General features: G+C 39.2%; 20 protein-coding genes. All 20 read right to left on the bottom strand.

Features of this window, described 5'->3' with window-relative positions:
- Position 1 precedes the first annotated feature (1 nt).
- On the bottom strand, positions 2 to 538 hold the full coding sequence (gene lptC, locus E7A03_RS07710) for an LPS export ABC transporter periplasmic protein LptC (protein WP_004698432.1): 537 nt from the start codon (positions 536 to 538) through the stop codon (positions 2 to 4).
- Complete coding sequence (locus tag E7A03_RS07715; RefSeq protein WP_004698446.1) at positions 525 to 1,457, bottom strand: lysophospholipid acyltransferase family protein; 933 nt, start codon at positions 1,455 to 1,457, stop codon at positions 525 to 527. Before E7A03_RS07715 ends, lptC begins: the two co-directional genes overlap by 14 nt.
- 14 nt (positions 1,458 to 1,471) lie before the next feature.
- Entirely contained in the window at positions 1,472 to 1,993 is a 522-nt protein-coding gene (locus E7A03_RS07720) for a KdsC family phosphatase (protein WP_004698460.1), read from the bottom strand.
- Positions 1,993 to 2,964 carry a KpsF/GutQ family sugar-phosphate isomerase gene (locus E7A03_RS07725; protein ID WP_058948513.1) on the bottom strand — a complete coding sequence of 324 codons (972 nt, stop codon included), beginning with the start codon at positions 2,962 to 2,964 and terminating at the stop codon, positions 1,993 to 1,995. Before E7A03_RS07725 ends, E7A03_RS07720 begins: the two co-directional genes overlap by 1 nt.
- A gap of 11 nt (positions 2,965 to 2,975) precedes the next feature.
- A complete protein-coding gene (gene kdsA, locus E7A03_RS07730) occupies positions 2,976 to 3,794 on the bottom strand; it encodes a 3-deoxy-8-phosphooctulonate synthase (protein WP_004698452.1) in 819 nt (272 codons plus the stop codon).
- A complete protein-coding gene (gene kdsB, locus E7A03_RS07735; protein ID WP_004698512.1) occupies positions 3,795 to 4,526 on the bottom strand; it encodes a 3-deoxy-manno-octulosonate cytidylyltransferase in 732 nt (243 codons plus the stop codon).
- Positions 4,527 to 4,570: 44 nt separating this feature from the next.
- Positions 4,571 to 5,683 (bottom strand): tetraacyldisaccharide 4'-kinase, encoded by a 1,113-nt coding sequence (gene lpxK / locus E7A03_RS07740; RefSeq protein ID WP_004695492.1) that lies wholly within the window; start codon positions 5,681 to 5,683, stop codon positions 4,571 to 4,573.
- 54 nt (positions 5,684 to 5,737) lie between these two features.
- Positions 5,738 to 7,042, bottom strand: coding sequence for a 3-deoxy-D-manno-octulosonic acid transferase (locus tag E7A03_RS07745; protein ID WP_012864072.1), 1,305 nt, complete (start codon positions 7,040 to 7,042; stop codon positions 5,738 to 5,740).
- 2 nt (positions 7,043 to 7,044) lie between these two features.
- Positions 7,045 to 8,775, bottom strand: coding sequence for an ABC transporter ATP-binding protein (locus E7A03_RS07750; RefSeq protein WP_038150566.1), 1,731 nt, complete (start codon positions 8,773 to 8,775; stop codon positions 7,045 to 7,047).
- Positions 8,768 to 9,910, bottom strand: coding sequence for a lipid-A-disaccharide synthase (gene lpxB / locus E7A03_RS07755; protein ID WP_004698443.1), 1,143 nt, complete (start codon positions 9,908 to 9,910; stop codon positions 8,768 to 8,770). The genes E7A03_RS07750 and lpxB overlap by 8 nt, the downstream gene beginning before the upstream one ends.
- A complete protein-coding gene (locus E7A03_RS07760) occupies positions 9,910 to 10,746 on the bottom strand; it encodes an LpxI family protein (protein WP_004698445.1) in 837 nt (278 codons plus the stop codon). Before E7A03_RS07760 ends, lpxB begins: the two co-directional genes overlap by 1 nt.
- 329 nt (positions 10,747 to 11,075) lie before the next feature.
- Entirely contained in the window at positions 11,076 to 11,888 is an 813-nt protein-coding gene (lpxA, locus tag E7A03_RS07765) for an acyl-ACP--UDP-N-acetylglucosamine O-acyltransferase (RefSeq protein ID WP_004698481.1), read from the bottom strand.
- Between the two features lie 20 nt (positions 11,889 to 11,908).
- Positions 11,909 to 12,334 (bottom strand): 3-hydroxyacyl-ACP dehydratase FabZ, encoded by a 426-nt coding sequence (gene fabZ, locus E7A03_RS07770; RefSeq protein ID WP_004695477.1) that lies wholly within the window; start codon positions 12,332 to 12,334, stop codon positions 11,909 to 11,911.
- Positions 12,331 to 13,170 (bottom strand): UDP-3-O-acyl-N-acetylglucosamine deacetylase, encoded by an 840-nt coding sequence (gene lpxC / locus E7A03_RS07775; protein ID WP_004695472.1) that lies wholly within the window; start codon positions 13,168 to 13,170, stop codon positions 12,331 to 12,333. Before lpxC ends, fabZ begins: the two co-directional genes overlap by 4 nt.
- A gap of 263 nt (positions 13,171 to 13,433) precedes the next feature.
- Positions 13,434 to 14,336, bottom strand: coding sequence for a lysophospholipid acyltransferase family protein (locus E7A03_RS07780; protein WP_004698501.1), 903 nt, complete (start codon positions 14,334 to 14,336; stop codon positions 13,434 to 13,436).
- A gap of 6 nt (positions 14,337 to 14,342) precedes the next feature.
- Positions 14,343 to 15,374 (bottom strand): UDP-3-O-(3-hydroxymyristoyl)glucosamine N-acyltransferase, encoded by a 1,032-nt coding sequence (gene lpxD, locus E7A03_RS07785; RefSeq protein WP_004695469.1) that lies wholly within the window; start codon positions 15,372 to 15,374, stop codon positions 14,343 to 14,345.
- Positions 15,375 to 15,405: 31 nt separating this feature from the next.
- Entirely contained in the window at positions 15,406 to 15,933 is a 528-nt protein-coding gene (locus E7A03_RS07790) for an OmpH/Skp family outer membrane protein (RefSeq protein ID WP_004695467.1), read from the bottom strand.
- Between the two features lie 11 nt (positions 15,934 to 15,944).
- Positions 15,945 to 16,916, bottom strand: a complete 972-nt coding sequence (locus E7A03_RS07795; RefSeq protein WP_205112903.1) for a coiled-coil domain-containing protein — start codon at positions 16,914 to 16,916, stop codon at positions 15,945 to 15,947.
- A gap of 29 nt (positions 16,917 to 16,945) precedes the next feature.
- The gene (locus E7A03_RS07800) at positions 16,946 to 17,434 is read right to left on the bottom strand and encodes an OmpH/Skp family outer membrane protein (protein WP_004695463.1); all 489 of its coding nucleotides are present in this window, start codon (positions 17,432 to 17,434) and stop codon (positions 16,946 to 16,948) included.
- A gap of 106 nt (positions 17,435 to 17,540) precedes the next feature.
- A complete protein-coding gene (locus E7A03_RS07805) occupies positions 17,541 to 19,709 on the bottom strand; it encodes a BamA/OMP85 family outer membrane protein (protein ID WP_004695462.1) in 2,169 nt (722 codons plus the stop codon).
- Positions 19,710 to 19,833: the final 124 nt, after the last annotated feature.

Consider the following 19,833-nt stretch of genomic DNA (forward strand, 5'->3'; position numbering starts at 1 on the left):
ATTACTTCTTTGTTAATTTCGCATGTCCAATGGCTTTAATAATTTTTAAAGACATATTGCCCTCAAGCTTGTCACCTGTGAGGGTTACATCCTTACTGTTATAAGTGAAAGCCGTTTTAGATGTCAATGTTTTCGTTTTGTTATCAAAATGAAGGGCCTCAGTTTTAAATTCTGCACCTTCCGTATTGGTAGCAGTAACGCCTTGATCAATATCAAGAGAGTTTCGATCACCCGTCAGTACAGCATGAGGAGCTGTAATCGTAGTAGTCACATCATCTTGATAGAACAGACCTTTCAAATTGGTCAGAACGATAGCTTTTGTACGCGGGTCATATTCAATCTTCTCAGCCGATAATGCCCATACTAACTTGCCATCCTTTTCCTCTTGCAAGTCCGCACCTTGGAAATTAACGAGTTGTCCACTTTGATTTTGAGTGGAATTAGCCTCATTAGAGTCTTTCATAATAAATACAATAAGACCGATTAGAGCTAATACTATAGCGACCACAATGGCAATTAACTTTTTATTGTTTTTCATGCGCTCTCTCCCGTATAGCTATCTTCTTATCGTAATCAATAATTTGATCCATCTTAGTCATCCAACGATGTTGGAACCAAAGCCACTCATCTGGATGTTCACGAATAAATTCTTCCGTAACACGTACACAGGCTTCAGTTAGACGATACATATCAACATCTTCATCGCCAGTTTCCTCATAATGTAATGCCGGCAAGATATGAACGATATGTCCTCCTTCAGGCTTACGAGATGCAAAAATAGGTACTACAGGAGAGCCAAATTTCTTTGCAAATGTTGCTGGTCCCATAACAGCTGATGAATCTTGTCCCAAAAACGGAACTGGTAAACCATTTATATATCCATCTTGGTCAGCTAAGAATCCAAGAAGTTTTTTCTTTTTTAAAGCCTTAGCAGCAGAAACGATTTCGTTGCCACCACTAGCAAATACGTCAAGCCCCACCATCTCACGATATTCATTCATAAGGCGTGTGAATTGAGCATTAGGTTGTTTCTTAACAATTGTAGTGGAAGGATATCCATGAGCCGCCATAGCAGCCCCCATCCATTCCCAGTTGCCTACATGGCCGGTAAGAACGATAACTCCCTTATCTTCAGCAATGGCCTTTTCTAAATGTTCAACACCACGCATCTCTATGTGTTTATTGATAAAGGATTTCGTCAGGTTTGGCATGTATAATACTTCCATAACACTGCGACCAAGATTTTTGAACAACTTATTAATTAATTGTTCCGCCTCTTGATCGTTCATATTCATGCCAATTTTAATATTATTTATGCCTCTAAGCTTTTGCTTCTTCGCTATTAGCCCATATACAGGACCTAAACAAGCGCCTATGAGCAAAATGAGCTTGTATGGTAGTCGACAAACAAGCCAACTAATGCCTTTAACTAAATGGTATTGCCATTCGTTATTCATTCTGCCCACCTCCTTTATTGTCCATGAGCATGGGCCTCTCGCGCATAATCTGCAACAACAGAATCCCATAAACCTTGATTCTTCAGGATATATTCTACAGCCTCTCTAACAGCACCATGTCCACCATTGACGGTAGAAATAAATTTAGCTATTGATTTAACCTCTAATACCGCATTATTTGGTGCCATCGGCAAACCTACGAGTTGAAGAGCTCCTAAATCATTAAGATCATCACCCATGTAAGCAACCGAAGCTAAGTCAATTTGATGTTTTTTACAAAGAGCTCTTAATACTTCAGTTTTATTAGCATGCCCCATAAGAAGTTCATCAAAATGCAATTCCTTTGCACGGCGCTCTACCATAGGAGATACACGAGCCGTAATAATTGCTAACTTTATCCCTGATTTACGAGCCGCAGTCAAGCCTAAACCATCTTTTACAGAAAAGGCTTTGAGCTCTTCTCCAGTCGATGTATAAATTAGAGTGCCATCTGATAAAACTCCATCAACATCGAGAACAATCCATTGAATATTCATTATACAATGCCTCTACGCAATAAATCCGTAATGTGAACAATGCCAAGACATACATTATTAGTATCAACCACAGGTAATACGGTGATAGGGCGAGGTTGATTTTTCTCCATCAAATGAAGCGCTTCTGCGGCCAATTTATCCTTTGTAATCGTACGCGGCATAGACGTCATCATATCCTCTACGGGCCATTCTAAAAAATTGCTGCCAGAATCAAGTCCACGTCGAACATCACCATCAGTCACTAGACCTAACAAATGTCCTTCTTCATCAATAACATTTGTAGCACCTAACCCTTTTTCTGTCATTACAAAGAGTGCATCACGAACGGTAGCCCCTCTAAATACTGTTGGATTATCATCGCCACCATGCATGATATTTTCTACAGTCAACAATAATTTGCGACCTAAGGAACCACCTGGATGGAATACAGCAAAGTTTTCTGGAGTAAAATGATGGCGTTCCAATAAACATACTGCTAATGCATCACCTAGTGCTAGAGCAACAGTAGTACTTGTAGTAGGTGCTAAACCCAATGGACAAGCTTCTCGTTCTACCTCTGCCAACAATACAATATCAGAATTTTTTGCTAATGTAGACTCTGGTTTCCCTACAACACAGATTAATTTAGCTCCTATGCGGCGCAGAGACGGCAAAATACTAATGATTTCTCCTGTTTCACCACTATTAGAAAATGCTAACACTACATCATCTTCAGTAATCATACCAAGATCACCATGCACGCCTTCACCAGGATGCATAAAAAGTGCCGGTGTCCCTGTACTAGCCAAGGTAGCCGCAATTTTACGACCAATATGACCAGATTTCCCCATTCCTGTACATACTACACGGCCCTTACAAGCCAAAATCATATTTACAGCATTTACAAAATTGTGATCCAAACGAGAACTTAATTCTTCAATAGCACGAGCTTCCTCATGAAGCACCTGTGCCGCTTGTTCTAAAATAGTCACAAATACCGCCCCTAACCTTTTACGATTTTATCAATAGCTACTAAATCACGAAGCACAGCTTCAAATTGATCTAAATACAACATATTAGGACCATCAGACAATGCTTCCTCAGGATTATCGTGTACTTCAAAGAATAACCCATCTACGCCACTAGCCACAGCCGCACGTGCCAAATTTGGTACAAATTCACGGTTACCACTAGATTTAGTCCCTGCACCACCTGGTAATTGAACGCTATGAGTAGCATCAAAGATTACTGGATAGTCGAAAGAACGCATAATTGGGAAGGATCTCATGTCAACTACGAGATTATTATAACCAAAGCTAAAACCACGTTCGGTAAGCATAAGATTTTCATTACCTGTTTCTTTCATTTTATTAAGAACATTTTCCATGTCCTTAGGAGCCATGAATTGACCTTTTTTAACATTTACGCATTTACCAGTTTTAGCAGCGCCGTAAACAAGATCAGTTTGACGGCATAAAAAAGCTGGAATTTGTAGAATATCTAATACTTCAGCTGCAGGTTCAATTTGCTCGATAGAGTGAATGTCACTGACAACGGGCACATTGAGTTCCTTCTTAATAGAAGCAAGCATTTTTAACCCTTCCTCAAGACCTGGTCCACGGAAGGAACTAAAGCTAGAGCGATTAGCTTTATCAAAGGAAGCTTTAAAGATATAGGGAACACCTAAACGTTCGCATATCTCTTTTGCTCGTTTACCGATAGCTAATGTGCGGTCATAGTCCTCAATAACACATGGACCTGCAAGGACAAATAAACCCTTGCCGCCACCCACAGTAATATCTTTAATTTGAACTGTTTTCATTTATTTCTCCTCTTGCTCGTAAATTGCATTAACACGAGCTAAGTCTTCAGGTGTATCAACACCGATAAATCGTTTATTTGTCAAAATAACACGAATTGTATAACCGTTCTCTAGAGCACGTAATTGTTCTAGAGATTCTGTTCGCTCCGCCGGAGTTGGCTCCATCTTAGCGTAGTTTAATAAAAACTCTCTACGATATGCATAGATGCCAATATGTTTTAGTGGCGGACGCACAAAATCATGGCGAGGATATGGGATTAAAGATCTAGAAAAATACATCGCATCATTACGATTATTTAAAATGACCTTTACCGCTGATGGCTCCTCGTACTCTTCCTCTAATAAAGGAGTAGCTACTGTGGCCATCTGCAAGTTTGGATCTTCCTCAAATAGACGTGCCAAGTCATCAATAAGATTTGGATCAATCATCGGTTCATCACCTTGGACATTGATAACAACATCCAAGTCTGTATAATGACTCGCAACCTCTGCTAATCGATCCGTCCCTGTAGGGTGATTAGGATCTGTCATCATAACAGTTCCCCCAAACTGTTGTACTGCAGAATATACGCGGTTATCATCAGTGGCTACAATTGTACATACTGTCTTTGTAGCTTGTGATACCCTTGCATAAACCCGTTCAATCATAGGTTTACCTGCAATATCAGCTAATGGTTTGCCCGGTAATCTTGTAGAACCATAACGCGCAGGAATAACACATCCAAACTTCACGATAAAACCCCATTTCTGTTATTCGTGTATCTTATTATTATACACTAAATCTCTAAATTTTCTATGAATTCTTGTTTTCCAGAAACAAATTCAATCCCTATAGATAGCACCAGAATCGGTATTTTCAAGTCTTCAATTGCATGCAACTGACTTAACTTAACTGCATCCTTTTCTGTAATGCAAATAGCATCAGCTTGATGAGCAAATGCTTGTTTCCAAATCTCAACTACATCATCATTTGAAAAGTCATGATGATCTCCAAATGGCAAGGTATGAACAACGTTATACCCTACATCAGTTAACGTTTGTGTAAAGGATTGAGGGTTTCCAATTCCACTCACAGCCATAATGCGTTGTTCCTTGTAAGCATCTACAGAAGCCCCAACAGAACCATTAGCCCACTCATCTAAGGTGTACATAAATTGCGGCTTATGTGTTGTTTCATAGACAGGTATATTGGGAATCATCTGAGTTAATCGCTTTCGAATGCCGGATACAATACCTGGTGCTACTTGATCAACCTTAGTAAGAACGATAATATCCGCACGCTGTAAACCACTAAGGGGTTCACGTAATAGTCCCCGTGGCAATACATGTTCATAGCCAAACGGATTGGATGCATCGATTAGTACAATATCAATATCTCTTGCTAGTGCACGATGTTGAAAGCCATCATCCATAATAAGACAATCGGCACCTAGCTCATTAATAGCGATTTCTGCAGATTTGGAACGTTCACGTCCAATGATTACATTAGATTTTTGTAAAACCTTAGCCAGTAACCAAGCCTCATCACCACTGATAGATGGCTCTACAAGCATTGTTCCATCTTTAGAAATAATAATATTTTTGTTATTATCTTCTGCACGGTATCCACGACTAAGAACAGTAGGATGAAGGCCCTTCTGAGTAAGCACATCACAAATAAATCGCACCATCGGTGTTTTTCCAGTACCACCAGCCGTAATGTTGCCAACGCTGATTACAGGCACTGTAACTTTCGTAACGCCTTTACCCTCATCAAATCGAGCATTGCGTATTGATACAGCTTTCTCATAACCTTTACTCAAAAGGCCTAAACTGGAGCGAGCTATATCACCTAATACGGATTGATCTTCACCACTAACGATGGATTTGAATAATGCTTCCCCACTCATAGGTGACGCCTCCTATTATGTAATACAGTAAACTAATCTACAAATTTAGTCTTACTACGGAATAATTTGATGTTTCTCAAATAGCAAACGTAACTCTTGTGTATTACGCCGCGTAGCACCACGATTTTCTTTAATGATATCCAGGCAGTTTTGCCCCATCTTTTTAGCCAAGTCTCTATCCTTACATAAACGCAAGACCATAGCGGTTAACTCTTTTCCATTCTTCACTTGCTCACAAGCATTTCGAGAGTTTAATAAGGCGAAAATTTCTTTAAAGTTAAACATATGAGGCCCAACCAAAATTGGCTTACCATGTGCAGCTGGTTCCAAAATATTATGGCCTCCAGTTTTAACAAGGGAACCACCAACAAAGATAATATCGCCTAAGCTATACAGTCGGCCAAGTTCACCAATGGTATCTAAAACGACAACGGGAATACCTTCATGAACAGGCTCCTTCATATCGCTACGACAAATAGCACTCAATTCATAACGCTTTGCAATATTTTGCACATCATGACCGCGATAAATTTCACGAGGCGCAATCAATAAACGAGCTTGTGGATACTCTTTCAATACTTGCTTGAAGGTTTCAAAAATAGCCTCTTCTTCACCTTTGTGAGTACTACCTGCAATAATGATAGGATGATTATTTCCAAAGCCAAATTCATCGAGAAGAGCTTGTTTTTCTTCATATGATACGGTGGCATATGTTTGATCGTATTTCATATTACCTGTTACGGTAATATCAGGTGTATGAGCACCTAAACTTTCAATATACGCCGCATCAAATTTGGACTGCATGCAGAAACGCTCAATAGAGCGTAACATTTCACGCGTAAAAGCACTGATATACTTATAACGTTTCATACTGCGATCTGAAATGCGTCCATTAACCATCATAACTGGAATGTTTTCCGATTCGGCGATACGCAAGAAGTTTGGCCAAATTTCAGTTTCTACGAGTAAAATAGTAATCGGCTTAATAATATGTAAAATTTTACGAGTTAAATACGGCAAATCAAGGGGAAAGAATATAATTCCTTCTGCTTCAGGAATGATACGATGAGCCATAGCATGACCAGTAGCAGTAACTACTGACACAACCACAACAGCTTCAGGAAATTCCTTTTTAACCTCTTTTACCAATGGACTGGTAGCCACAATTTCCCCTACGGAAGCGGCGTGAATCCAAATAGCACGACGCCCTTCAATTTTCTTTAATAGCGAAGCGGGCATATAGCCTGCACTTTGTTTGATACGCTCATAAAAGCCATCTTCAAAGGCAAGTCGGTATAAAATAACCGGAATCAAGCCTATCCAATAAAATATGAGCAATACGTTATATATCCAGTACATGGTTATCCTTTATTGGAGAATTGAACGGAATAAAGATGATTGTACAATCCGCCGTCAACAGCTAATAGCTCTTGGTGAGTCCCCTGCTCTACCAAGCGACCTTGATTAAGTACAACAATTTGATGAGCATTTTGAACGGTGCTCAATCGATGGGCAATGACAAATGCCGTACGCCCTTTCATGAGACGATCTAACGCCTCTTGTACAAGCTTTTCGCTCTCAGTATCTAAAGCAGATGTGGCTTCATCTAAAATTAGAATTCGAGGATCTTTTAAAATAGCACGTGCGATAGCAACCCGTTGACGTTGTCCACCAGATAATGAACTGCCTCGTTCACCTACAATCGTATCGAGACCATCAGGCATTTTCTCAACGAACTCAAGTACGTTAGCCGCTTTAGCCGCTTCATACACTTCTTCATCAGAGGCATCTAAACGACCATACAAGATGTTCTCTTTGATAGTAGCATTGAATAAAACGGTTTCTTGTGGTACAAGACCGATTTGTTCACGCAAGGATTTAAAAGTAACATCTTTCACGTCATAACCATCTATTGTTATAGAACCACTGGTTACATCATAGAAACGAGGTAGTAGGTTAGCGAGAGTTGTCTTACCTGCACCGGATGGACCAACGAGGGCCACACTTTCACCAGCCTTAACAGACAAGGTAAAGTTTTCCAATGCAGTCTTTTCACCACCATAGGAGAAGGAAACATCGTTGAATTCTACATTGCCTGTAATATTAGGCAATGTAACAGCATCAGGTTTCTCCACAACATCAGTTTTAGTATCTAAAATCTCAAATACGCGATCAGCAGCAGCCAATGCTTTTTGAATATTACCATATACTTGGCTCAAACGTTTTACTGGGTTCGACAAGTTAATCGCATAAATCAAGAAGGCAATCAAAGAACCAGCAGTGATAGCACCTGTTACTACGGAGTAACCACCGTACCAAAGGATGACCGCTACAGCGATTGCCGCAGAAAACTCAACCATTGGACTTAATAAACTAGTCAATTTAGTGGCTTTAATAACCGCTTTAAAGTTACGGTCGTTTTCATCTTCAAAGCGCTTGCGCTCAAAATCTTCACGAGCAAAAGATTTTACAACGCGAACTGCACTGATTACTTCTTGTAAAAGTGCCGTAATATCAGCTACACGGCCTTGAACATCGTGCCCTGCCACGCGAAGCTTTTTACCAAAAACATTAATAATCACTAAAACTACGGGAACCGTAATAAAAGTAACTAACGTCAATTTCCAGTCAATGAGAAGCATGGACACCAAGGAACCGATAAGTGTTACAGATTCAGTGATAAAAGAAATCAAGTTATCTACCACGGCCGTTTGCAATGCAGCTACGTCATTTGTAAGATTACTCATGATAACGCCCGTCTTACGACGATCGAAATAGGATAAGCTTAATTTTTGTAGATGATTAAAAATAGCCTCACGTACATCGATAATCACGCGCTGTCCGATGTAGGACATATTATAGGTTTGACCATAGGTAGCAAAGCCACGAATTAGGAAAATGAGTATAATAGCACCTACAATAAGGTTCAACATAAACATATTCTTTTCATCTAATACTTGGTCTACTACATTCTTAATTAGCCAAGGTACTACCAAATAGGCAGCAGCAGCGACAATCATGCAGAACACTGCAAAAAGCATTCGCTTATAATAAGGCTTTACAAAATATAAGAGCCTAGAATAACTATTCATTACATTTCTCCTTACCGAGATTGTACACAAGATGTGCTACTCGTTTTACTGCACCAGGCTCACCTAATTTATGACGTACTTCGCGCAATTCACTACGCATAGCTTCATTTTTCTCTACATCACTGAGCAATGGTTCCACCAAAGATACAATCGCGTCTGGTGTGACAGCATCTTGTAATAATTCAGGAATGACCTCTTTACCAGCTACAATATTAGGCAAGCCCACATGTGTTACATTCACAACCATCTTACCAATACCATACGTAATTGGAGATACACGATACAATAATACCGTTGGCAATTCCATCATCGCCGTTTCTAATGTAGCCGTTCCTGATGCAGCAAGGCACACATCACAAATCTGCATCAAGTCATATGTATGGTCTTCCGTAATCGTAACAGGTACCTTATGAGCATCGATAAAAGCTTCTAGCTCACTTCGATCAATCGTATGTGCTCGAGGCAAGAAGAATTGAACATCTTCATGTTTCGCCATCAATTGCTCACCACTTTTTAGCATCGTATCAAGCAAGGATAAAACCTCTTGTTTACGACTGCCAGGCATGAGCAATACTTTTTTAGCCTCTTTACGAGCCCCAAAGTATTCTTCGGCCGCATCCTTAGTCATCGTAGGATGTACAATATCGAGTAAAGGATGACCTACAAAATCTACATCACATTTGTACTTGCGATACGCTTCAGCTTCAAATGGGAAGATAGATGCTACCTTGGTTACATACTTACGAATTGTATTACCACGACTACTGTGCCAAGCCCAAATCGTTGGAGCAATATAATATAAAACAGGAATCTCCAATTCATGAGCCACCGCAGCTAATTTCATATTAAAACCTGGATAATCTACACAAACGAGAATATCTGGTTTTTCCTTCATCATGACACGTTTCAAGTACGTGCGCAGCTTAAAGAATTTTGGCAATGACTTCACAATCTCTACAATACCAATGACACCAAGGTTCTTAATGTCATACACGATACGAACACCAGCGCGTTCCATCAGGGTGCCACCCATACCAAACATCTCTACAGAAGGATCTATTTCTCTCAATGCATTGGCCACACTTGCCGCATGAGTATCGCCGGAAGCTTCACCGGCGGAAAACATGACTTTCATTATGCATCCTTTCTGGAATTTACAAATTCTTGGTCTACAGCACAGATAACAATACCATGACGATCTGCCATATTAAGCACGTCTTGTTGTTGTACAAAAATAGTCTTTTCCGCTTCTACAGCTAGCACCTTACAACCGCTATCAATCATAGACATGAGAGTTTTTATGCCTACTGCTGGCACATCAAAGCGTACGTCTTGATTTGGTTTTTCGGTTTTAACGACAACCGCATCCCCACGACCGAGTTCGCCACCTCGTAAGATACACTTATCAGTACCTTCAATGGCTTCAATTGCCATGACCGCCTTATGCTTAACAACAACGGTTTGACCAATATCAAGGGCCCCCATTTGTTTAGCTAATTCAAAACCAAAACAAATGTCAGCCCATTGCTCATCTGTAGGTTGTGCTTTTGAAAGCACTCCTACCTTTGGCATAAATGGTTTCAAGTATACGGTTTGATCTAATACTTTAAAGCCTTCTCGTTCGATTTCATCAACGATGGCAAGCATAATCGTATCATCTTTACGATTTTTGAGCCGCTTTAAGACTCCTAATGTTTTTAAATCAGGAAATGTAAGGCCTTTAAAGAGAATCTCTTTAGTGACTTTTCCAAGCATAGTTAACTCTTGAACCTCTTCTTTTTTCAAGGTTTTAAAGATTTTACCTAGTTTAGCAACACCAATATCATAGAAAGCATCAGCCTCAGCCTTTAGAGCTGGGTCTATATCAGGTACTACACCGATAACAACCACCTCGTGGCCCAATACATGAGCGGCACGCATGAATTCTACAGGCAAAACACCTATGCCCGCAATTAATCCTACCTTTGCCAAGACTATACCTCCTAGATGGCCTCACGGCCTATATATCAATTAGTAATTTCAAGTTCCCTATGAAAAGGCCTAAAAATAGACATAATCATATACAATATATTGTACTATAAATAGCTACTTTTTACCATTAAAAAGCCATGGTTTATGCCCTTTTCTTCATCATTTTATTATAATTCCCTTATTCCTTTTAAGCACTAAAAAATCTACGATTATATCTATCAAAACTTTTCTATAAATATAAAAATATAATGTAAATTATCATTGATATAAAACTCAACTAGTAATAATGCACACAAAAAGACCTCGTACATTGTACGAGGTCCTCATAATTAGTCGCGACGAGTACGCATAATTCCCCTATCAGCATTGCGTAGGAAGCGTAATAAATTTTCAATTTCTACGGAAGAATCCAATTGTAATTCCATTTCTTCAATCGCCTTAGATAAGCTGAATCCAGAACGATAAATAATACGGAATGCCTGTTTCAAATCACGTCGTACATCTTCGGAAATCCCTGCACGAGATAGGCCTACAGAGTTTAGACCGATAACACGTGCCGGTTGACCATCAGCAATTACGTAAGGTGGGATATCTTGTACCACCTTAGCCATCCCGCCAACCATTGCATTACGACCGATTTTAACAAATTGATGAATACCTGCAAGGCCACCAATAACAACGCGATCTTCAACGATAGCGTGCCCTGCAAGACCAGCACAATTACTCATTATTACATTATTACCAACGATACAGTTATGAGCCACATGTGTACAGGCTTGAAGTAAACAATTATTGCCTACACGTGTTTCTTCACCTTCACCAGTAGCGCGGCTAATAGTTACGAATTCACGAATAACCGTTTCATCGCCAATATTACAATAGCTTTTTTCGCCTTTAAATTTTAAATCTTGCGGTTCCAACCCAATAGATGCGTTAGGATAAATTTCACAACGCTTACCAATGGTTGTCCAACCACCAATTACAACATGTGCACCGATTTGTGTGCCATCGCCAATCTCGACATGTTCGCCGATAACAGCGCCAGGACCTACGATTACATCTTTGCCCAATTTAGCATTTGGATGGACTATGGCTGTACTATGGATGTTGGATTTCGCATTTTCCATGCCTACAACTATCACTACAATCACTCCTCATTCTATTATACAAGGGCAAACATGTATTCACCGCTAGCGCACAATTTGTCGCCAACATAGGCACGGCCTTCAACCTTGCCCATTTTACCTTTAATTTTAACAATATCTACCTCCATGCGAACTTGATCGCCAGGTTTTACAGGATGGCGGAAACGCACTTTATCAATACCTGTAAACATAGGAGTAAGACCACGATTTTCCTCAGGGTATAATAATGCAATACCACCGACTTGAGCAATAGCTTCAGTCAATAATACACCTGGCATAACTGGGTTCCCTGGAAAGTGACCTTGGAAGAACAATTCGTTGAATGTAGCATTTTTAATACCCACAGCACGTTTCATAGGTTCTAACTCAACAATGCGATCAACCAAAAGCATTGGGTAACGATGAGGTAAAATTTCTAAAATATCTTCGTGATTAAGAATCATGGCTGTGTCTCCCTTATTTCTTCCATTATACTGCGAGCCAATCTTGAATTTAATTCATGACTCGATTTCAAAGCAATTACATGGCCTTCAATCGGTCCTAACAAGAATAAATCCCCTATAACATCTAATGCTTTATGGCGAACTAATTCATCCTCAAAGCGTGGTATAGATAGACATTTCTCATCATCATAGACTAATGCATTATCTAGGCTACCGCCTTTTGCAAGCCCCATGGCCTGTAATTGTTCCAATTCCTTCATAAATCCGATAGTCCTAGCCGATCCAATGTGTGCTTTGAAATACTCAGGCGATACTTCAAAATCACATTGTTGCGTACCAAGCAACGGATGGCTGTTAATTGATGTAAAAGTCATGCGATAGCCATCATATGGCAAAATCACAATAAAACGATCCCCATCATAAACAGCATGAGATCGAGTCACTTTGTATATATGACGCGATGCTATTTGTTCTTCAATGCCAGCCTCTTCAATAAGATTGACAAAAATAGCACTACTACCATCACCTACAGGAGGTTCTGGAGAATCCATTTCAATATAACAGTTATCAATATTCATAGCACTGAACGCTGCCATCACATGTTCAACAGTAAATACCTTTGCTTCACCATTTTCCAGCGTGGTAGCGCGCATAGTGTTCGTCACATTATCAATGTGTGCTCGCACAGAAGGATGCCCTTCAATGTCCGTGCGGACAAACACAATTCCTGTATCTTCAGGTGCAGGCTTAAAAACCATATGTACTGGTTCACCGCTATGAAGGCCAATCCCTTGATATGAAACAGCCTTTTTTATTGTTTGTTGTGGCTTACTCATAAGAATGTCCTTTCATAATCCGAATTCACGTTTACTATACACCAATATGTATTATACCCTATTTGCATAGGCGTTACAAGAAATTTACCATATATTACGCTAATTGGAAAGACTATTCTTAGTCTTTAAAATTTTAATAGACTATTTTTAAACACTAAGTTATAAGTTATAAAATAAAAAGAGATTTCATCCATGCTAGTAGGAATCAGTTTCATCTTGAAGATTCCACAATCGCATAAACAAAATCTCTTTAAAATTATTAACTATTGAAAAACATCAGGTGGTGTATCTATTTGTTCACCATAAAAACGACGAGTCCATTTCCAACGGTTATGAAGCCAGAACCAATCTTCAGGATATCGTCGAATATAATCTTCAATAAACTCATTTAGACGAGTTGTTGTTACCGCTATATCACGCTTTTTATCATCTGTACGTTCCACATAAATTGGTGGATGTGCTTCAATCTCATATTTCTCAGAAAACGGGCTATAATGTATGGTTACAAAAATAATAGGCACATCTTGCATACGAGCCAGTACAGCTGGCCCAGCAGCCGTCAATGTTTCATAGCCAAAGAATGGTACAAGAACGCCATCATCACCAGGGTCCTGATCCATAATAAGGCCTAAAAATGCACCTTTTTTTAGTTCATTAATCATTTCACGAACACCTGTTTTATAGGTCACATGTTGATGCATAATCCGACGATATTCATTGATAAACTTATCGGCATCACCATTCTGTTTCATAGCCACAGAAATCAGCGGATATCCTTCAGAAGCAAGAACGCCACCTAAAAGTTCCCAGTTACCACTATGAACAGCAGCTAAAATTGCACCTCGACCATTTTCTAAGGCATCATCTAAGTACTCTCGATTAATAAACTCCACCATATCTTTGTATGCGCCATCTTTAATTTCAGGATAGCGCAATACATCAATAATCATACGGCCAAAGCGTGTAGTACTAGCTTTCGCAATACGTCGAGCTTCTTTAGGATCATCTGTAATATTACAGAATAAAATTTGGCCTATCGCCAGGCGCTTGCGTTTAGGTGGCACCACTAACCACACAATTTCACCAAGCAATGTACCAATAGCATATTGCAAACCTTTAGGTAATAAGCAAATAAAGGCACTAAAGATTTTCATAAACCTATACATGGATTATTAGCTCTCCTTAAGCTGTGCTTTCAAAGCGTCAATTTCTTTTTGTAATTGTTTTACAGTTTTCACCATTTCTGGCAAACGATTCTCGTAAGCAGCCAATTTCAACCACTCTTTATGAGGTCTCATTGGATACCCAGCCATAACAGAATTAGAAGGCACATTGCCAGTAATTCCTGTTTTACCTGCAAATTGTACATTATCTCCAATTGTAATATGACCTGTACAGCCTGTTTGTCCTGCAAAGATTACATGGTTACCACATTTTGTACTACCTGCAATCCCAACCTGTGCGATTAAGAAACAATCTTCTCCAATCTCAACATTGTGGCCAAGGTGAACAAGATTGTCAATTTTGGTACCGCGGCGTACCAAGGTAGATCCCATTGTAGCATTGTCGATAGTAGTGCAAGAGCCAATTTCTACATCATCTTCAAGAATAACATTGCCTACTTGAGGAATATGCGTATGAATACCATTTTCTGTGGCAAAACCAAAACCTTCACCACCGATAACTGCTTTAGCACGCAATACAACGCGTTTGCCCAAAATACAGTTCTCATGTACGATAGCACCCGCATAGATGTCAGAATCTTCCCCAATTCGTACATTATGACCAATATATACATAAGGTCGAATCGTTACATTATCACCGATAACAGCATTATCATTAATAACACAATAGGCACCAATAGCTACATTTTTACCAAGTGTAACATTCTTGCCAATAATAGCAGTACTATGCACTTCACGGGGAACTACAACAGGTGGATGGAATACTTCTAGCACTTGGGCAAATGCAGATTTTGCATTATCAACTACGATTTGCGCCATCGGTGCATTTTTTACTTCTGATTCAACGATAACAGCACCCGCTTGGCATAACGCAATATGTTCAACATATTCACCAATTGCAAAAGTTATGGATTGTTTTACCGCTTGTTCAAAGCTACGTGTCTCAGTAATGACAATAGACTCATCCCCTATAAGTTGACCGCCTACTAAATTTGCGAGTTCCTGTAAAGTTTTTTCCAAGGCAAACTCCCTCCCCTGTGGTAATCCTCAATTATTGTGCAGCTTCAGTTGTACTTGTTGTAGCTTGATCTGCTTGCTGTGCATTTTGCTGAGCATCTTGTTGCTCTTGGGCTTTAGCCGCATTTTCAACTTCTTTGATTTGATCGTCAGAAGCTTTACCCATTTTTGTGATCAAATCATCGGTTACATCAGAGCCACCACCAACAACAGCGCCTTTTTCAATAATAACATCAAGTTTTTTTTCTTTCACAAGTTCATTGATTTTTTGTTCTTGATATTGACGGTATTCTTGTGCTTTTGCATTTGCAAAGGCATTTAATTCTTGATTCGCTTGGTTAAATACATTTTGTTTAGATGCTTCATCAGCAGCAGCAATTTTAGCATCTAATTCCGCTTTTTTAGCGTTAATCTCTTTAGTAATTTCAATACCTTTTTCAGTACTATTTGCTACTTTCACGCTATCCACATAGCCAACATTGTTAGAACCACAACCACCTAAGATAGCCATAGAAGCTACTAAAGCTGCACTTAATACTAAAGATTTAATACGTTTATTCATAATATAACTCCTTATTGAACTCGATAAGACGCCTTCACTGCATCAGTAATATCAAGCCCTTTAATATTACCACCATCATCGATGATGACTAAATCTAAATGTTGTTCCTCAGCAATAATTGTTACGCGCATACGAACATCTTCTAAAATAGCCTCATGAAGTGCACTCACTTCAGCTTCTTTATCTGAAAGTTTTTTTGCCCATGTATCATTCCAATCTTGCGCCACAGGCAGATTATTATTAGCAATGATGGCTTGTGCTTGTTGTTGCACCATGGAGTCACGTTTCTCAGCTAATTCCTTCTGTAGGGATGCAGCGTATTGATTGAGCTCTTCCTGCCCTTTTTGTTGCATTGGAGCAAGCTCAGCCTGTACCTTTGCTTTAATTGAATCCACATCGAAATCCGACGGTTTTCTCTTAGCTAATAATTCTTTTAATCTTTCTTCTTTTTTAGCCTTTTCAGCCATAGCCGCCACCCTTTGTGCATCATCTATATATACACGTGCATCATAGGCATATAAGTCTAATTGAAGGTTTACGATTTCCAGATCATATTCATTAGTACTAACCTTTAACTCAGCTAAATACTTTTGAGTCAATTCATTGCGCTTCGAATTTAATTGCTGATTTAGTTCATTTTCTTTTGTTGCAATACGAGTTTGCAATTCTACCGTAAGAGCATCTGACAAGGTTGAATCCAGTGCAAGTGTTTTCAACTGTTCATCTTGTGTCTCTGACTTGGCATTTAAGGCTTGTTGTTCAAGTTCATATTGACGTTGTAAAAGTTCCAGTTCATTCTTGGCTTGTTTATAATCCGCATAGGATGGATTAAACTCTAGTACATCATCAATGCGTACAACACCTATTGACATGCCATCAGGACCCTGTTGGCGATTTGTTACAAAACCATAGGCCCAAACCATAGCACTTATTGCAGCAACGAGAAATATGACTAGTCCTATATATCGTTGTTTCCCGTTCATTGTCGTTCTCCCTTACATAGAACTACAGTTTATTTTTTTGCATCAGTAGCTAGTTTTTTCAATACTTGATCTGTAATGTCAACACCGCCATATAGTACAGTATCTTTAGTCATAACAACGCTAAGACCCTTAGCATCACCAACCGCTTTTGCAGCCTCCATAGCTTTATCTTGAACGGATTTAGCAATTTCTTGATCTTTTTTAGCTAGGTTTTGACGCGCTTCTTCAGCGATTTTTTGTTTAGTAGCATCATCTTGTGCTGCATCAATTTTAGCTTGCGTTTCTTGTTGTAATTGGCTTTGATAGCTCATATACTCTTGAGCTGCAGAGATATAAATTGGATTATCTTGAGACAACATACGAGATGTATCGATAACCCCAATAGTACTAGTCCCACTATTACTACTAGGCGAAGCCATTTGCGTATAAGCTAACGCACCAATACCAACAATAAAAATTGCAGCAATGACGATGGAAAAAATCTTTACATTCGCCTTGTTGTTCATCATTCGCATCATAATAGAGTGCCCTCATTTCTTTAAATCACTGCATCAAAGGATGCCATATAGAGATATTGGTGAAAGCCTCTTTAAAAAGAGGCCTTCACCATATACATTTACTATATTAGAATTGTGTACCGAAGCTGAAGTGGAATTTATTTTTGTGTTTACCCACGCCATAGTCAAGTTTAACAGGACCAATTGGAGTTGTAATACGAACACCAGCACCAACGCCATAGTTAAAGGATTTTTTGCTGTTATACCATGTAACATTTGGTGCATCCCATGCATCACCAATATCACCGAATAACACACCGCTAACTTTCTTAACAATTGGGAAACGGAATTCCAATGTAGCATTGTACATCTTCTTACCACGGAATTGATCATCTTCATAACCACGTAAGGAATCAGCTCCGCCCAATGTGAACAATTGGCTATAAGGAGCATCACCTTGGATGAAACCAGCACGTGCACGGAATGCCAATACATTTTTAGCACCCAATTTCTTGTACATACGAGTTTCAGCTGTGAATTTGTAGAAGTCGAAGTCACCGCCCAAACCATGACCAGCCCATTGTGTAGTATAGGAAATACGACGACCACGAGTTGGTTCATAGATATTATCGCGAGAATCGTATACTTTTTGCCATGTTACAGAGTTAATGCGACCGAAGTTATTTTTTACATAGTTGTCAGATGCGAAGTTATAGGAACCATTATCCCAGTTTGTACCTTTACCCGCATTTTTATCATAACGGAAACCAGAGCTATCATCATCATCCCATTTATAAGAATCTTTACGGGATTCTAATGTCAAGTAATCACGAGTATATTCCCCAGTTTGACGACCGAAGGAAATATTGAAACCACGAGATTTCTTATTGTATTCTGCTACTTCATTACCATCTTCATTGTAATCTGTGTATTCATCTTCGCGGTTGAAGAAGGAGAAGCCAAGGGATGTACCTTTGCTGTCGATCCAAGGTTTCAAGTAGGAGATTTGGTAGTTCTTATATTTTTTCTTACCACCGATTTCCCAGTGAACTTTAAATTTATCGCCAGTACCACGGAAGTTATCTTCACCGAATTCAACAATACCCATCAACCCATCAGATTTAGAGTAACCAGCACCTAATGTGATGGTACCAGTCTTATGTTCCAATACATCGATTTCAATAATTACATTATTTGGATCTTGTTCACCTGGCAACATACGAACGTTTACGTCATCAAAGAAACCTAAGTTATATACGCGTTCTACAGAACGACGTACCAAGAATTTATTAAAAGGTTTTCCTTTCTTTTGAACAAATTCACGAGTAATAACTTTATTGCGGGTTTTCTTGTTACCTGCTGGAATGATATCTTCTACGATACCTTCAACAATGTGTATATGAAGTACGCCTTGGTCATCTACACGGACACCATCAACATGTGCTAACATATAGCCATCGCGAGCATATGCAGCATTAATGCCTTGAACTTTTTGCCCTACGGATACAGAGTTAAGAACTTGACCTGGTTGAATGTCCATGAACTTAGTCAATACTTCGGAGGAATATACAGTATTACCTTCAAAGGAAACGCCAGTAGTAACTGGATTTACTGTTACGGCAAAGTCCAATTTTACGCCTTCAGGCACGGAAGTGAATACAGGATTTACTTCGGAGAAGTAACCAGTATTACCAAGATTAGTTACATCTTTAAATACGCCATCAACAGATACGGCATCGCCAACTTTTTCAGTTAAAATTGGCAACAAATTTGCTTGCTGTTCAGCTGTAACGCCAGATATAGATAAACCGGTAATCAATTTACCTACGTAAGGATTAACAGATTCTGCACTAGCAGATGTAACATATTGTGCTTCTACTGTTGTAACAGCTTGAGTTTGGCCATTTTCAGCAGCCTTATCAAGATCAGTACCACCAGTAGTTTTAGATACCATTTTTACTTGTTTATCATCAGTTTTTAAAGCAGCATTATTGACTGTAACAGTTCCATCAGAACCTTTTACTACAGTGCCGTCACTAGATATAGTCGTATCACCACGAGCAGCTAAGATAGCTGCATCAGTTTCATCTTGTATAGTTGTAGTAGTTGCATCAGCATTATAAACAGCTTGTGTAGTAGCTGCATCATTTGTTGTAGCAGCATTAGTCGTCGTTGTGCTATTTAAATCTGGAGTATAGCCAGCTTGTACCTCAGCAGCAAATACACTGCCTGTCCCCATGACAGCGGTCAACACGGACGCTGCAAGCATACTTTTATAAGCTTTTGGTTTAAACATAAATTCCTCCTAGAACTCATCCCCATAAAGAGTTTACATCTTATTTATAAAGACTAATAAATCTTTATCATTATAGCATAAATTGCTTGGAATGAGTACTATATTAAACAAATTTTATGAAATT

Origin of the sequence: Veillonella parvula (assembly GCF_032472435.1) — a bacterium.
GTDB classification, from domain to species: Bacteria; Bacillota; Negativicutes; order Veillonellales; family Veillonellaceae; genus Veillonella; species Veillonella parvula_N.

What these genes read in the sequence shown, in the direction of transcription:
- E7A03_RS07800 (WP_004695463.1), bottom strand. Translation starts at nt 17,434, where the DNA reads ATGATGCGAATGATGAACAACAAGGCGAATGTAAAGATTTTTTCCATC.
- lpxB (WP_004698443.1), bottom strand. Translation starts at nt 9,910, where the DNA reads ATGAAAGTCATGTTTTCCGCCGGTGAAGCTTCCGGCGATACTCATGCG.
- lptC (WP_004698432.1), bottom strand. Translation starts at nt 538, where the DNA reads ATGAAAAACAATAAAAAGTTAATTGCCATTGTGGTCGCTATAGTATTA.
- lpxK (WP_004695492.1), bottom strand. Translation starts at nt 5,683, where the DNA reads ATGAGTGGGGAAGCATTATTCAAATCCATCGTTAGTGGTGAAGATCAA.
- E7A03_RS07745 (WP_012864072.1), bottom strand. Translation starts at nt 7,042, where the DNA reads ATGTACTGGATATATAACGTATTGCTCATATTTTATTGGATAGGCTTG.
- E7A03_RS07795 (WP_205112903.1), bottom strand. Translation starts at nt 16,916, where the DNA reads ATGAACGGGAAACAACGATATATAGGACTAGTCATATTTCTCGTTGCT.
- E7A03_RS07750 (WP_038150566.1), bottom strand. Translation starts at nt 8,775, where the DNA reads ATGAATAGTTATTCTAGGCTCTTATATTTTGTAAAGCCTTATTATAAG.
- E7A03_RS07715 (WP_004698446.1), bottom strand. Translation starts at nt 1,457, where the DNA reads ATGAATAACGAATGGCAATACCATTTAGTTAAAGGCATTAGTTGGCTT.
- lpxC (WP_004695472.1), bottom strand. Translation starts at nt 13,170, where the DNA reads ATGAGTAAGCCACAACAAACAATAAAAAAGGCTGTTTCATATCAAGGG.
- E7A03_RS07780 (WP_004698501.1), bottom strand. Translation starts at nt 14,336, where the DNA reads ATGTATAGGTTTATGAAAATCTTTAGTGCCTTTATTTGCTTATTACCT.
- E7A03_RS07805 (WP_004695462.1), bottom strand. Translation starts at nt 19,709, where the DNA reads ATGTTTAAACCAAAAGCTTATAAAAGTATGCTTGCAGCGTCCGTGTTG.
- E7A03_RS07720 (WP_004698460.1), bottom strand. Translation starts at nt 1,993, where the DNA reads ATGAATATTCAATGGATTGTTCTCGATGTTGATGGAGTTTTATCAGAT.
- kdsA (WP_004698452.1), bottom strand. Translation starts at nt 3,794, where the DNA reads ATGAAAACAGTTCAAATTAAAGATATTACTGTGGGTGGCGGCAAGGGT.
- E7A03_RS07790 (WP_004695467.1), bottom strand. Translation starts at nt 15,933, where the DNA reads ATGAATAAACGTATTAAATCTTTAGTATTAAGTGCAGCTTTAGTAGCT.
- fabZ (WP_004695477.1), bottom strand. Translation starts at nt 12,334, where the DNA reads ATGATTCTTAATCACGAAGATATTTTAGAAATTTTACCTCATCGTTAC.